This is a genomic window from Paenibacillus sp. GSMTC-2017, from assembly GCF_016019935.1.
Taxonomy (GTDB): Bacteria; Bacillota; Bacilli; order Paenibacillales; family Paenibacillaceae; genus Pristimantibacillus.
This window is the reverse complement of the sequence record NZ_JAECMT010000002.1, coordinates 932,009-947,120: the sequence shown is the minus strand read 5'-3', so window position 1 is coordinate 947,120 and position 15,112 is coordinate 932,009. Positions and strand designations below refer to the sequence as shown.

8 protein-coding genes and 1 tRNA gene are annotated in these 15,112 nt (G+C 38.6%); 7 read left to right on the top strand and 2 right to left on the bottom strand.

Going from position 1 to position 15,112, the window contains the following annotated elements:
• Positions 1-48 precede the first annotated feature (48 nt).
• The 3 genes from I6N90_RS11755 (at position 49) to I6N90_RS11745 (ending at position 1,570) form a co-directional block, all read left to right on the top strand.
• A tRNA-Ala gene (locus tag I6N90_RS11755) sits at positions 49-122 on the top strand.
• A gap of 211 nt (positions 123-333) precedes the next feature.
• Positions 334-897: an RNA polymerase sigma factor gene (locus tag I6N90_RS11750; RefSeq protein WP_332262442.1), complete on the top strand. Its 564-nt coding sequence runs from the start codon at positions 334-336 to the stop codon at positions 895-897.
• Complete coding sequence (locus I6N90_RS11745) at positions 878-1,570, top strand: DUF4367 domain-containing protein (protein WP_197935677.1); 693 nt, start codon at positions 878-880, stop codon at positions 1,568-1,570. The genes I6N90_RS11750 and I6N90_RS11745 overlap by 20 nt, the downstream gene beginning before the upstream one ends.
• Positions 1,571-1,782: 212 nt before the next feature.
• Here I6N90_RS11745 and I6N90_RS11740 read toward each other — a convergent pair whose 3' ends face one another.
• Positions 1,783-5,358: an FG-GAP-like repeat-containing protein gene (locus I6N90_RS11740; RefSeq protein WP_197935676.1), complete on the bottom strand. Its 3,576-nt coding sequence runs from the start codon at positions 5,356-5,358 to the stop codon at positions 1,783-1,785.
• A 1,313-nt stretch (positions 5,359-6,671) separates the two neighbouring features.
• On the opposite strand from I6N90_RS11740, the gene I6N90_RS11735 reads away from it, so the two are divergent.
• The 4 genes from I6N90_RS11735 (at position 6,672) to I6N90_RS11720 (ending at position 12,914) form a co-directional block, all read left to right on the top strand.
• Positions 6,672-8,486 carry an ATP-binding protein gene (locus I6N90_RS11735; RefSeq protein ID WP_197935675.1) on the top strand — a complete coding sequence of 605 codons (1,815 nt, stop codon included), beginning with the start codon at positions 6,672-6,674 and terminating at the stop codon, positions 8,484-8,486.
• The gene (locus I6N90_RS11730; RefSeq protein ID WP_232242880.1) at positions 8,483-10,417 is read left to right on the top strand and encodes an ATP-dependent nuclease; all 1,935 of its coding nucleotides are present in this window, start codon (positions 8,483-8,485) and stop codon (positions 10,415-10,417) included. The genes I6N90_RS11735 and I6N90_RS11730 overlap by 4 nt, the downstream gene beginning before the upstream one ends.
• Positions 10,418-11,089: 672 nt before the next feature.
• Positions 11,090-11,587, top strand: a complete 498-nt coding sequence (locus tag I6N90_RS11725; RefSeq protein WP_232242878.1) for a DUF2971 domain-containing protein — start codon at positions 11,090-11,092, stop codon at positions 11,585-11,587.
• Positions 11,588-11,864: 277 nt separating this feature from the next.
• Positions 11,865-12,914 carry a hypothetical protein gene (locus I6N90_RS11720; RefSeq protein WP_197935672.1) on the top strand — a complete coding sequence of 350 codons (1,050 nt, stop codon included), beginning with the start codon at positions 11,865-11,867 and terminating at the stop codon, positions 12,912-12,914.
• Between the two features lie 285 nt (positions 12,915-13,199).
• On the opposite strand, the gene dhaK is transcribed toward I6N90_RS11720, so the two are convergent.
• On the bottom strand, positions 13,200-14,957 hold the full coding sequence (dhaK, locus tag I6N90_RS11715; protein ID WP_197935671.1) for a dihydroxyacetone kinase subunit DhaK: 1,758 nt from the start codon (positions 14,955-14,957) through the stop codon (positions 13,200-13,202).
• Positions 14,958-15,112: the final 155 nt, after the last annotated feature.

Below are 15,112 nucleotides of genomic sequence, written 5' to 3'. Positions count from 1 at the left end.
AATTGACACTCTTTTCCTCGCATGTTATGTTCTAGTGAGTTGTAATTTGGGGCTATAGTTTAGGGGGAAAACAGGTCGCTGGCAGCGATCAGTCCGCGGTTCGATTCCGCGTAGCTCCACCAAATAAATAAATATACGCAGCCTAATATAAACGGCACCTTCATTGTTGGACACGACTAACAATGGAGGTGCCGTTTTTTTGCCAAATTTTCATTTTAGAGGAGAGAGTTTGAATACCATTATTCACAAAATCTTAAATAGACTGTCAGATTTAAAGCGCAGTGCAGCGAAAAATGCGCTCAGGCCGTCTAATAAGGTGGAGGTGATAAATCAGTGAAGCCGGCCGGCTCGAATAACAAGGAAAATTACCCGAAAGATCCCTCTCAAGCTCTAGAGCAGCTAATGGAAAAATATGGATCGACGGTCATGCGCACCGCTTATTTTTATACCGGAGATCAGCATTTTGCCGAGGATATCAGTCAGGAGGTATTTCTTCGTGCTTATCGCAACTGGAACTCGTTTCGTGGAGATAGCGCGGTTAAAACCTGGTTGACGACGATCGTCATCAACGTTTGCCGGGACAAGATGGGCGTGCGGATGTTTACGGAACAGCCGACCGATCCCAGCCAGATGGAGCGGGGACGGACATTCAACGTGGAAGAAGAAGCGCTTAAAAGATTGCAGAAAAGCGAGATTTTGCAGCATATGCTGCGTCTGCCTCTGCCGTATCAGGAGGCTTTGTATTTATATTATTATTTGGACTTGGACACACGGGAAATTGCAAAAGCGACGTCGTCGCCAGAGGGTACCGTGAGAAACAGACTGCACCGGGCGCGCGAGGCGTTGGCTCGGGAAATGCGCAAGGAGGAGATAACCGATGATGGACATGGAGCGTAATTTACGTCAACATTTGAAAAAGGAGTCGGATGATATGTTGTTTTCTAAAATGGAATTGAACGATAGCGTTAAACAGAAGATCAGGAAGCAAGCCGCCGCGGAACAGAGAAGCCGCCGCCGATTCGTTCTTCCGAAAGCCTGGCTTGCAGGAGCGGCAGCGTTGGTCGCGGCAGTCGTCATAGTGACGGAATTGCCGATGCTGCAAGAGCCCGCCGCAGTACCGACACCAACGGATAATTCGTCGGGAGCTGTGCTGCCCGGAAACGGAGGAGCCACAGGTTCGGAGTTGTCCCAGTTGAATACAACTCCATTTGGAACGGCGGAGGCAGCGAAAATAGCTTTCGGTTCCGGTGTGTATGTTCCAGAGGTCGCCCCGGAAGGTTTCAAGCTGGCTGAGATCGTCGGCGTTGGAATGAAGGACCAACCGCTCAGAGACTTGAACTTCACATACGGCTCGGGTGATAAGACGGTGACGTTCAGCGTGAGCCGCATGCCGGCGGCGTTCCCGACGGACCTGTTCACACAGACCAAAGTGGGCGGAGCGGACGGCTTTATTTTCGAGCAAGCCGAGTTCACGGAATTGTTCTGGGTGGTTGACGGCATTCAGTATGGCGTGTCCGGTCCGATTTCGGGCGATGAAGCCATAAAGGTAGCCGAATCGGTTGAGCCTTAATGAGTTGATGCGTGTATATCGTGAATGAATCGTCACATCTGAGATTGCCCGTGCATATGAAATCAGCCGTTTTCAGCTATAACAAAGAGAAACTGCCCATCCTCGGCTACAGCCAGTTTTGGGCAGTTTCTCTTTGTTAGTTGAATGTCTTTAGAAGGCATTTCGCTGTTCCATTAAAAGTCGAGGAAAAGTCCGCGGTTCTCATTATGTGATTACTTATTAATCAACTTTGCTTGCTGTAAAAATCTTGTTACAATTGCAGCAGTTTGTGCACGGGATAGGTGATTTGCAACTGTAAGATGTTGATTATTGCCTTGCATGATATTGTTAATAACCATAAGTGCTACTGCTTTCTTCGCCCAACCAGAAACTTGTTGACTGTCTTTAAACGAACTTAATGCTTTATTCGTTTCGGCATCCGTCACGGTCGTCGCAAGCGAAGTGATCTCCATCGCTCTAGATAAGATCACAGCGGCTTCTTGCCTTGTTATCTTCTGATCAGGTCTGAACGTATTATCCTCAAAACCTTGAACAAGTTGATATGTTAAAGCCGCCTGTACAACAGATGCATGCCAATCTGAGGGCTTCACATCCTGTGGCAAGTTGATTTGCTCAACTGACTTCAAGCCCATTGCTCTAACAACAATCGCGAGAAACTCTGCACGAGTGATATCTTGATCAGGTTGAAAGGTTGTTGCTGTAACACCATCAACAATGAGGCGCGAAGCCATATTATTGACATCATTTTGACTCCAATGTCCTTGCACATCGGCGAATTTCTTCGAGTTCCATATAATCGAATAGGTACTATTCGTTAAGCTATTCATTACGGCATGTAGTTTGCCGTCTTTTGTAAATACATTTGTTGGAATGTGGGATATTGTTCCATCTTTATTCAATACAACGCCAGTTGTTATTTGAGTGGGATCGGTTAAATTCTGCAATACAATCTCACGTGACACGTAACTATCGAATCGATCGATCTTAATGGAACGATCTTCATACATAGCTATAATTTCAAAATTAATCGCTGGAGCAGCCAAAGTCACATTTTGGTTTGCGGCGGCAGAATCAACCAACTTCCTACTTTCAGTAGTAGGTTTTCCTATACGAATGTTTAACTTAATATCTTCTAGCTTCACGTTATTACCGAATTGAGACGCGATTTGATCAATCATTAGCTGTTTCGATGGGATGGTATACATAGCATCATTGGTGTCAATTTTTATAACTGTATCTGTCTTCTCCAATGATTTAATCATTTTACCGTTCAATTCTGTCTGGATTACTTCTGATTTAGAAGTTACTGGAATAATGATTGATTGATTGTTTTTACCTTCCAATACAGCAATCAATTTCTCAGTATCAAGGGACACAATCGTCGTTGATTGTCCTCCTACAACTACTTCTTTTAACGTCGCTATTTTATCTAGCTTTACATCATCTAATATAATTGGGTTATCTGGAATTGTGTTAACTGGATTTGGGTTATCTGGTTGCGTAACTGATGGTTCACTTTCCGGAACTTTAGGAGGGAAACTTTTGATAATCGTGACATTGTCGGCATAGTAGTTAGCCGTAGCTAGATCATCTTTACTATCGTTATTAAAATCGCCAGCCGCAACCGACCGAGGCATGACATCGGTACTATAACTATTTTCCAAGCCAAAACTGCCGGTGCCATCGCCCATAAATACAGATACTGAACGTAATAAAGTAGGAACTGCAATATCCAACTTCTTATCACCGTTATAATCACCCACTGCTAGTGAAAAAGCCTGACTCGAAAAAGTAGAAATCGTTTCCTCTCGAAATGTACCCGTTTGATTACCGAATAGAATATGAAGTGAATATTCTGTTGGACCATTAATAGCAACCGCTATATCAGCCCATCCATCACGATTAAAATCACCTGAAGCAAGCGCGCTTGGTTCGTTGCTGCCCCCGTATTCGTCACCAGAGGTAAACGTTCCATCCCCTTGTCCATACAAAATATATACTTTCTTCGTTCCCTTGTTAGCTATAGCCAGATCGATCTTGTCATCATCATTAAAATGACCCGAAGTGATGGAATCGGGTGAGGCGATTCGATTATCAACTGGATGATCTTTTATCTGAAATTCCCCAGTACCGTCTCCAAGCAACACACTTAGATGGTTTGATCCTGTATGTGCTATAGCTAGATCGGGATTATTGTCTCCATTAAAATCAGCAACAGTAATTGTTCTAGCTTTAGAACCAGATGTGGTGCTAGATACAAAATTTTTGCTAATAAATGATCCTGTCCCATCGTTTAATAATCGTGTTATGGTATTATCACCAGAATTAGCAATGACCAGGTCTTTTTTACCATCGAGGTTAAGGTCAACTGACAAAAGTTGAGCAGGCTTACTCCCAACTACATAATTAATGGCGGCTGCAAACTGACCTTTTCCATTACCTCGCATGATGGACATGTTATTAGAATTAAAATTTGCAGTTGCTATATCCAAATTCCGATCTCCGTCAAAGTCGAAACTTGTAACTGAAGATGGTTGACTGCCACTAACATCATAATTAACGGATGCAAGTAAAGTTCCGTCCCCTCTACCTAGTAAAATAGTGGAAAAATTCACATTATTACCAAACTCATCATAATTTGTAGCGACTACATCCAATTTATTATCAGAATTGAAATCAGCAATAGCTACCTGAGAGTAAGAACCTTGTACAGCATATCGAACAGCTGCTTGCAATGATAGCACGGATCCTGTACTTTCATTTAATAAAATGGATACTTGAGTTGCCTCCGAACAACCAGCAGCCAAATCAAGATCACCATCACCGTCTAGATCAGCGAGAGCAAGCGAGTATGGATCATCGAGAGCAGGCACGTATGAATTTGGGCAGCTAGCCTTAAATTTAACGGCAGACGTAAATGACCCTTGTCCGTCACCTTGAAGAATAGAGATTCCAGCCGAATCTCCAGTAGTAACCGCAACTATGTCCGGATGACCATCCCCATTCATATCTCCAATAACAGATGTTCTTGGGTTGTTCCCTATTGGATATTCAGTAGTTGACATCGACATCAAGTTTCCATTATTAGTTAAAATAGAAACTTTCCCTTCGTTGCTATGGGTAATAATAAAATCTAAGTTGCCATCCCCATTAGTATCACCCGAAGTAATAGAACTAGGCTCATAACCTACTCGAATAGGGATCGGCTCACTATATATAAGCGTCCCATCCGATTGTGGAGCTTCACCAAGTAACAATACAATGTGATGTTCATTTGTAAGCGAGTCACGGTTAGTTACAGCCAAATCTTTAAATGAATCTTTGTTGAAATCCCCTATCGTTACTGAACTAGGCGTAAATGTGTTGTAGTCAACACTATTGATATAGACATTATAGGTTACTGTGGACTTAAACTCCCCGCCTGCTTGACCTACCAATACAGATACCGTACTAGAATGAATATCACTAGCTCCATCCCCACTGTTAGCGGTTACAATATCTACGATGTTGTCCCCATTCAGATCGCCAACAGCTACATCACTGGGCTTAATACCAACAGGATACTGTTTCTCCTGATAAAGACCAGAACGATCATTAAGTAGAATTGAAACCTGGTTCTCATACGAGTTCGCAGTTACTAGATCAGGTAGTCCATCTTTATTAAAATCACCAACATCAGTCGCATTAGGCTGAGCGCCTAATCCGATGTTTTCCGCTCCTTCAAAGTTTGATTTGCTTAATGCGGTAGTAGGTAGAATAAGTACAATTAAACATAAACTTATAACCATTAATTTTAATCTCTTAGAACTAAATTTCTTCAACATAATTGACAAAATATCCAACCCCTTTACATATTTCGACACGTTGACTTGCGCAAATATAACATAAAAAATTCCAGTTAGTCAATGTAAATCTCTATGTAACATCGGCTAGCATATTCGATTATAGTAAAACATAGTAGACGTAAAATTCACCATATGTTGATCTAGTATCCATCCAAGTTAACGCGCCATTAACACGCTTAAACACTAAAACTGCCCACCCCCGGCTACAGCTAGTTTTGAGCTGTTCTTCTTTTCGACCCGCAGATGACAAGGACATTCCAACGTGGGCGAATGCAGCGTTGCATACGTGAAGCAAGCAGGAATTGTGCAAGGCAAACGTGATAAGCAATTCGCCCCATCACGCCAATGCAACAAGAACTGAGGCTGTGAAGGTTTTATTGAAAATGTTAGCGCAAATGAGCAAGTAACTAAAAAGTACACGGAAGCTTTTTAGTTAGCACTTCATGAATTAAGACTATACATGTTGTAAATAATGGAAACCCTATATCTATTTTTGGGTGTATAGTACCCTAATGCGGGAGAGCGCTTCGCTGGCAGCTAAGAGGTCAGGGGTTCGAGCCCCTAGGCTCCACCAAAATAAACCGTTCAAGTCCACGATTAATTTCGTGGACTTTTATTTATTTGGTGGATAGCCTAGGAGGGGGATGAACGATCCAGATTCGGACACCCTGTTATGGATAAATTAGTTTGGTGAAGCCCAGAACGGGGACGAACACAGGGATTCAGTCTGCGCGGACTGAATGGTTGAATAAGCAACTAATAGAATGCTTAAATGGAGGAGCAGGGTGTCTAAATCCACAGCTAAAATTCTTCACTGTATAAACCTTAGCATTCTACAATCAAGATTTAGAAATCACATGAGAGAGCGTCTATTAATGAGAAGGAATCCCCTTGGCTAACCAAACATAAACGTTAACAATCCTAATCTTGATGTGCTTTTATGTAGCTCAGTTTGGGAGCAGTATGAGTAAGCACTCTTGATTTAGATTCACGTTAGAATGGGGGTTGAATCATTTGTATAGTATAGATGATTAATCATTTACTATATATTTTTATTCAATATTGGATTTCAACTTTTAAGATGGAAGGATTATGAAATTTTTTGGCGAATATTGTAGATCGAGTGCTTTGTTAGGGTCTTACTTTCAAATGATTCTCATTTAGTAATCTAAAAATCTCTATCTATAGTTAAGATGTAGGAATAATTAATCAATAATTGTAACATTGATTTAGGTATTAGAGGAGTGTGAATCATTATGGATATATTAATGAAAAGCCAGCCCTTTGGTCAAATAGTTTCTATTACAGGCATGAGTGTTACCATAGAAATATATCAAGATGTACTACGAGATAACTTGGAGCAAGAAAAAGTTTTAGAAGCAGGAAAAAATATCAAGCTCAATGTAGGAACTGTGGGAGATATATTCCTAATTGGCGGACCGTCAACTCATAATGTAATGCATTTTGGTATTTTTGAAGAAATTAAGCTGGTTTCATCATTTGAGCAAGATCCATATAATAATCAAACAAGTTTTGAGACAAAGAACAAGGCTATTGCAGTTGCAAAAGTAATTGGATATCAAGCTTTAAATGAAAAAAGTATATTGAAGTTTATGCGTGGAGCGGGACATTATCCGAAGTTTAATGCAAATTGTTATTTGCTATCTCCTGAGGAGAAGAAGCAACTTTTTGCATTGGATGAAGGTGCTGGAATAATTATTGGAAAAGCATCCGGCGTACAGGTAGAGGAAGTGGCTATTCATATAGATAAGTTTCTTGGAAAGCATTCTGTGATTTTGGGTTCAACAGGATCAGGTAAATCATCTACTGTAGCAAGTATTATGCAAAATGTTCTAAAAAGTCATCCATATAGTCATGTTGTATTTTTCGACCCTCATGATGAGTATGGCAATGCCTTTCCAAATAAAAGAGGTAGCTTTAAAGTCAATAAGATAGATTCTAAAGATCTTTACATTCCGTATTGGCTGTTAAATTTCGATGAGTTTCAATCTGTTTTTCTAGGTGAAGTGGATCTTAACAAGAATAGTAATGGTATTCGAATCCTAAAAGAAGTCATAGTATCATTAAAAGAGAAAGAACATATAAAATTAAAATCGACTGTTGGAGAGATAAAAAAAGTAAACATTAATGCTCCGCTTTATTACTCTTTTGTTGAAGAATTGTTGCCTACGTTAATAAAATTAAACAAAAAGACTATTTGGAGTTCGGATAACGAGCCTGCTATAGACATAAATACTGGTGATTTTTTACCTAGTTCAGGCCAGACCAACGTTCCTAGAGATGGTAAGAATGATAAGGTTCATCAAGATAAAAATTATTATGGTGAGCTGGATCAAGTAATTGAAAAACTACAAAGTGTTTATTCAGATCGACGCTACCAATTTTTGTTCTCAAAAAACTATGGCGTATCTACCGCATTTTATGCATTTATGGAGAGTTTATTGTCCGTCCCATCTCGGAGAAAGACAACGCAACTCACTATCTTCAATTTATCGACGTTACCTTCAGAGGTTATGCCAATCATTATTGGAGTTGTATCTCGTATATGCTTTGAGTATAAGCTATGGGATCGTAATCCAAAAAAACTCCCACTATATCTTGTGTTCGAAGAAGCTCATAATTACATACCTAAAGAGTCAAACGCTATTACTCGTCTCCCGAAAAAGTATTTGGGCAGAATTGCAAAAGAAGGACGTAAATATGGAATTAACCAACTTATCATTAGTCAAAGACCATCTGATCTATGCGAAACGATTGTATCCCAGTGTTCAAACTTCTTTGTTCTACGGGTGACTAATCCTAATGATCAAGCTTTTATAAATCATGTACTCCCTGATCATTTAAACACACTATCGGGTATGATTCCCTTTTTCCAAAATGGAGAGTGTTTGGTTGCCGGTGAATGTGTTACTATACCTACGAAGGTTATTATCACGCCGCCTTCTCCTGAACCAGATTCGAGCGATGTTGAGTTTAGTTCGGTGTGGAAAAGAAGGCTTGAAAAATATAATGTGCATGACACAATTCACCGCTGGTGGGATGTCGAATGATGTCTTATTTTATCAAACAAATTACCATCGAACACTATAGAGGACTAAAAAATAAACAAGTACTGTTGTTGGCAAAAAAAAATCATGCAACTTTTATTGTTGGGCCTAACAATTCCGGGAAGTCATTATTGGCTAGGATAGTTAGAATTTTTCAATACAGTTTGGACGGGCAGCTCAAAAATACAAAGAAGTTTGCTGCAGAGAAGATAACAGATAACGATTATTACAACTTAGATACGAATAGGCCTATCGTTATAGAATTTACTATTAATAATTCAACTCTCACACAGTATCAAGACCCAAAACTAAATAAACTAGTAAAGTTCAAAGAAACAGAGATTGTCATTCAAATTCATAAAAGTGGTAAGTTATACTTAGGGAATATTTGTATAGCAATAAATGGAATACGTTCGCATGAAGTGACAAACACAAACCAATATCTTGATGTTGTGTTCAATCCAGAATTTTTAAATGGCTTCGGAATTAATGGTGAAGAAGTTGAGAAGATATGCAATGTTTTATACAACATATTGCAAGATAGTATATTAGTATTTGATCCTATTCGGGCTTTTGATCGAGCTGGTGATGACAGTCTGACCGTAAGTGGATATGAACTTGTGAACTGGCTGAATGAGACAGAGCACCTTTCTGAGAAAAGAACAGCAAAAGATAAAGTTAAACAGTATATTGAAAAGCAACTTCATCTGGATGCACCTGTTGCTGTATCATCAAATGTTAAACAAAAAGAACTGATCTTCACATTTAGTGGAAATATGGAATTGTCCTCAAAAGAAGTCGGGACAGGGTATACAATGTTGTATATATTGTTGATGGAACTTGTTCGTAATAGAAAGATGCTAATAATCATTGATGAAATTGAAAGTCATCTGCAGCCCGGTCTCGTAAGAGAAGTAATGAAAGTTATAAAACAAATAGGAAGTGCTCAGTTTATTATTTCTACCCATTCACCTGTTGCGATAGAAACAGCGACCGAAGAAGATTATTTATATCGCTCTCAAAAAATTGAAGGAGTATGTTCATTTAGTGGTTTTTTTAAGCATGTTGGTTCAGATCCTTCTGGAGCTAGAATTGCCAGGGAAATTTGCAATGAATTAGGGGTACTTCCGGGTGATGTTTTATTAAGTAATTGTATTATTTGGGTGGAGGGGCCGTCTGAAGTTTTTTGGCTACGTACCTGGATTAAAACCTATTGTGAGTATCTTATTAGTCAAGGTAAGCTGAGCTCGTATTTACTTGAGGGACTTCATTACTCTCTACTTATGACCGGTGGTAGTACAATCTCCCATTACTCATTTGAAGAAGAAATAATTTCACTTAACGATATTGAAGAAGACACGCTATTAAAAGTACTCAAAGTAAACCCTAATCCTTTTGTAATGATCGATTCTGATCGTACAAATGTAGGTTCCCAAAAGTACAAGCGATTTATTAGAATTGCAAAAGAGTTGAACAGACAGAATAGAACGCATTATCTACTAAGGGATTCAGTTGTAGATAATGAAGCGGACATTGAAAGTGAAATTGATAAAATCCCAAATCTTTGGATCTTAACAGGGAGAGAACTAGAAAATTATACTCATCCTGAACTAATGAAAAACTTTTATTCACAAAGAGAAAAGCATCCTGCCTCCAAAATAAAAGGGACTTCATTAGTAGTAGATTGGGATGTATATTCGAATTCTGAAGGGGCAGGTCGCATATTAGAAAATAGAGGACTAATTGGAGTGTCAGCAGAAAGTGGTACTATTAAGCACAAGGATGAACTTGCAAGATATATTTATAACAACTTTGAAGTTAAACATCTTTTAAAGCAAAGCATTATTCCGCAACCCAATTTTGCTATGATTGATGATCTTACTAAAGGTTTAGATAAAATTATTGCTTATATTAAGAAGGTTAATTACTTATAAAACTTTTAAATATTAAAGTGATGGGAATTTATGTGAGGGTAATAAATTTTGGTTTTACTACCTTTTTCAAAACGTAATATTGATTGTAAAAGTATAATGATACTAACATTTGGTAGTAAAAACCGACTCGCATAGGAGAGTGCTTCGCTGGTAGCGAAGAGGTCAGCGGTTCGATCAGGTACAGATATACCAATAAGTTAACTTAAACGGCAGAGATGCCGTTTTTTATTGTAGAAGACTATACATATAAAGTGCAGCATGTCGCTCGAATGGAAAAGCACATCATGAGCTACATTTACCTAAGAGGCTAAGCAAAAATTGAATTCACGATAAGTATAATAAAGAAGATGAATTATGATCGAAAGGAAATTGTATCATGTTGGGATTAGCGTTACACAGTATTTTTTGATGCTACATGCTGCCATTTCTTTCAGAGTCGAACAATTGATTATTCATGGGAGGTATATTTCAAGAAACATCGAACAACTACTATATATAGAATATTTAAGGAGTGATAGGACTCTGATGTTTTCTCTCTAAATCTCTTTAATTTATTTATAAATGTTGGATTGAAAATGGAAAACTATAATTCTGATGTTGAAAAATATCGTAGAGAAAGTCCATTGAATTATATCAAGGCAATAGATATTTTGAAGCATTGTTCAAATAAAGATGAAGTTTTTCGCTGGATATAACTCTATGTCAATGTGGGCGCACTATGAAAATAATCATCAAGGTTTTTGCGTTGTTTACAATATGAAAGAGGTAAATAATAATGAGTTAATAGCATGTACCCTGCCCATTCAATATACAGACAGAAGAATAGATATTACCGATATTATGGAGAAACATATTGACTACGTTTTGAAGGAAGAGCATCGGCAATTAAGCCTAGGAAGAAAGAGAATAATTATAGATGATTCGAGGATAGTGTATACAACGGTATTACTTCAGAACATTAAACAAAGTAATTGGCAATACGAGAAAGAATTTAAGTGTTCTGCGGGACGTGCTTCGATTGGGATGCCCTCTATGAAAGCCATATCTGTGGAAATTTGTGTTGGTGAAAAATGTTCATCATTAAATGTTGAAAGATTATGTAATATAGCGAGTGATTTAGGTGCGCCACTATTTAAACTTGAGTTTAAGAGGATTAACAATAGTTACTGATTATACCCAAGGAGACTAATAAGAAAATATTAGAGAAAAGAAATAAACGTTAGGTAATATTCATGAGGGTTACTGAGAAGAAGAGTCTAGTGCTGCTTTATACTAGTCAGGAATCAAGGGATCATATTAACAGAAGATAATAAGTTCTGTTCTTGTTAACTTCGTTCTAATAGCTAAAACAACACTTATTTTGTTAATTAATCGCTTAACCTGAAAGAATTGGGTAATTGATGGCAAGAAAAGAACTCAATGAGATATAAAAACTGGAGGTAAATAAATGACTGATGTTTCTATTAGAGTATCTGATGAGATAGAAGTGAATGTAAAGGTTGCATGTATAGTACTAGGAGCTGATGTATCTTTAATACAAATAAATGATGTAGATGGTTTTTCTTTTCAGAAAGTTAGTGTAGCTGATTTTAAATATAAAGACAAAATACTCTTGGCAAATCAAAAAATTAATAATAAATATTACTTGTCGCAACTGCAAAGTGATCTTAATGATACAGACAGTTCCAGTTTTGTTTGTTTGACAAAAGAAGTTAATTTTACAGTTAGATGTCCAGACGTACTCGCTACTAACGGTGTTGTAAGAATTACTGATAAATTTGGGGATCTTCCTGAATTAGTTGATTTTCAAGATGAACAGTTCGAATTAATAAATCGAATCATATCCAAATTAATGCTATTAAAGAATTTAGATATAGGAATATTTGAGGTTTTCTATGAATTCTCATATAGCTACTTCAATATTAACTTTAATAAGTTGAATACTATTTTAATTGAAGACGCTAAGTCATTAATTACAAAAAAGTATAAGATTGAAACAACTGAATTAGGGGATATCAACGATTTCCTTTCAGATTATAATCAATCTTATAGAATACTTAAAAGTATAATTGATGGCTTCACATACTCATTTAAGTTATTAGATAACGCCAAAAGCTTTGAGCAACTGATTTCAGTATTAGAGATAATGTTACTTCCTCGCAATCAACAAAAAAAGAAAGAAACATTATCAAAGATGGTCGCTGTATTAGTAGGAAAAGATGATGCGGATATTAAGAACATTTATTACAAGCTAAAATCATTCTACAGATATAGATCTGAATCAACACATGAAGGTATCGATGTGAATATAGGGATAAATGAATTAGTGGAACTTAAAGAACTAACACGTCTATCGATATTGCGATACATTAATGAAGCTGAGAAGTCACTACAAAGCAATTCTCAAGTTACTTTTGAAGAGTTGAAACTGAATTTGATAACATCATTGAAAACGACGGTATTAACAAGTATAAATTCAAATGTGCTTCCTGCATAACGTAATGATTAAAGGTCGATGTTTTGGAGTGTGCAATCCCCCCATATGCTAGAGCGCTCACCTGAACGGAAGGGAGTGGAAGAGAATAAGCTCGAAGAAATAGCTTCAAACGGACTAGCACGGCGTCTGAATCTATCACTAAAAGTCCTCATCGAACTTCATCAACATACAATCAAGATTCGGAACTTTATACCTATATCAACGAAAAAAAGCCTGTCGAGACTCTCAACAGGCTTCACCGTCATTCGGCGCATATTTTTTCTATTCACTTGTTCTCCGTTTAACCTATCTTAAAGAACGCGAAAGCTCTGTAAATATAACTCCTAAACCGTGAGCTCCAGCATCTGGATAACCGAGACTTCTTTCTCCTACAGTACCGGCACGTCCCATGCGAGCTACGATTTCTTTTGTTCTATCCGCACCTTCGACAGCCGCTGCTGCGCCTTTTTCAAAGGCCGTCTTGAACGAGTCACCTGCGGTGTTGCTTTCTAACCACGATTGAACACAAGGTACTAGCGCATCCACGAGCGTTTTATCTCCTACTACTGCGCCTCTTCCGAAAGAGCGTTCCCCAGTAGCCTGAATTCCATGGACAGCAGCCTGCAGCATGTCGGCAAATTCACCGACAGTCAATTCAAGTTTCCCGTCGACAGCTTTACCTGCGTAACGGAAAGCTGAACCCCAGATTGGGCCAGATGCGCCGCCGCAATATTCCATAATAACAATCGAACAAGATTGAAGGAACGTTCCGATGGTTAATTGAGGTTGGCTTAGAATTTCGCGCCACTCCCGCTTTAATTGCTTGAATCCTTTGGCAACACTCATGCCGAAGTCACCGTCGCCCGCATGCGAATCCAGTTCGCAGAAGGGTATTTCATTTTTGATAATGACTTCACTCATTTTATCAACAAGATAAATCATGTTTTCTAGAGTAAGCACATCGTCTTTGATGATCGCGTGAGTTTCCGAAGTCTCTGTCTCAAAGGAAACAGGAATTGCTTCATCATGCTCAACATGTTCAACGTAAGAAACACTCTCTACAGGCCCGTCCACTCTAAAAGCAGGCGTTACACATTCATGAGATAACAATGTTTTTAATTCTTCGTCCAACTGCATGACGGTTAACGAAATTCCTGCCATATCAATACTTGTCATATAATTGCCGACAAAGGAGCGATGAACTTGGATCTTTCTTTGATGCATTTCCCGCATAACCGAATTGTGATACAGATAGAGCTCTTGTAGCGGAGTTGCACCGAAACCATTGACCAAGATAACAATTTCCGTTTGATCTTCGCTATCTATTTCTAAATCTTTCAAAAGATCGTTCGTCATTCGATTTGCCAATTCGTCCGCGGAAATCATTTTTTCTCTTCGAATTCCCGGTTCGCCATGAATGCCGACCCCATATTCGATTTCGTCTGCACCCAACGTGAACGTAGGTGATCCTTTAGCGGGAACCGTACATGAAGTAAGGGCAACGCCAATGCTTCGTACGTTTGCGGCTGCTTTTTCTGCTACTTCCTTAACTTGCTCGAGATCTCTGCCTTCTTCCGCGGCAGCCCCAGCAATTTTATGAACGAGTACAGTTCCTGCAACACCGCGACGGCCTACCGTATACAAGCTGTCTTCGACTGCAATATCATCATCCACTCGAACGTATTCTACCTGAATGCCTTCTTCTTTTGCCAATGCCGCGCCGTTTTTGAAATTCATCATATCGCCACTATAATTTTTAATAATCATCAGGGCGCCTTTGCGGCTAGCAGTTGCCTTTATGGCTTGATATATTTGAATTTGCGAAGGAGAAGCGAATACGTCGCCGCATACAGCAGCATCCAACATACCTTTACCTACCAATCCCGCATGAGCTGGTTCATGTCCGCTGCCGCCACCACTGATCAGACTTACTTTATTTTCATTGATCGCTTTTTTCTTTATAATTTTATATTTTTTCAAAAATTCCAGTTCCGGATGCGCCAGTACCATTCCGTTACACATTTCCAATACGAGATTTTCAGGTTTGTTCATGATTTTTTTCACTTGAGTTGCCTCCTCATTTGAACATGGACGAAGTCCGAAATTATGATTAGTTTTGCTACTGCCTATTTTAAAGTGAAAGCGCTTTATGGTAAACGGACAAATAAACGCATCTGTCAAAAAATGAACGTGTTTAACTTTATGAACAGATTTTGTTA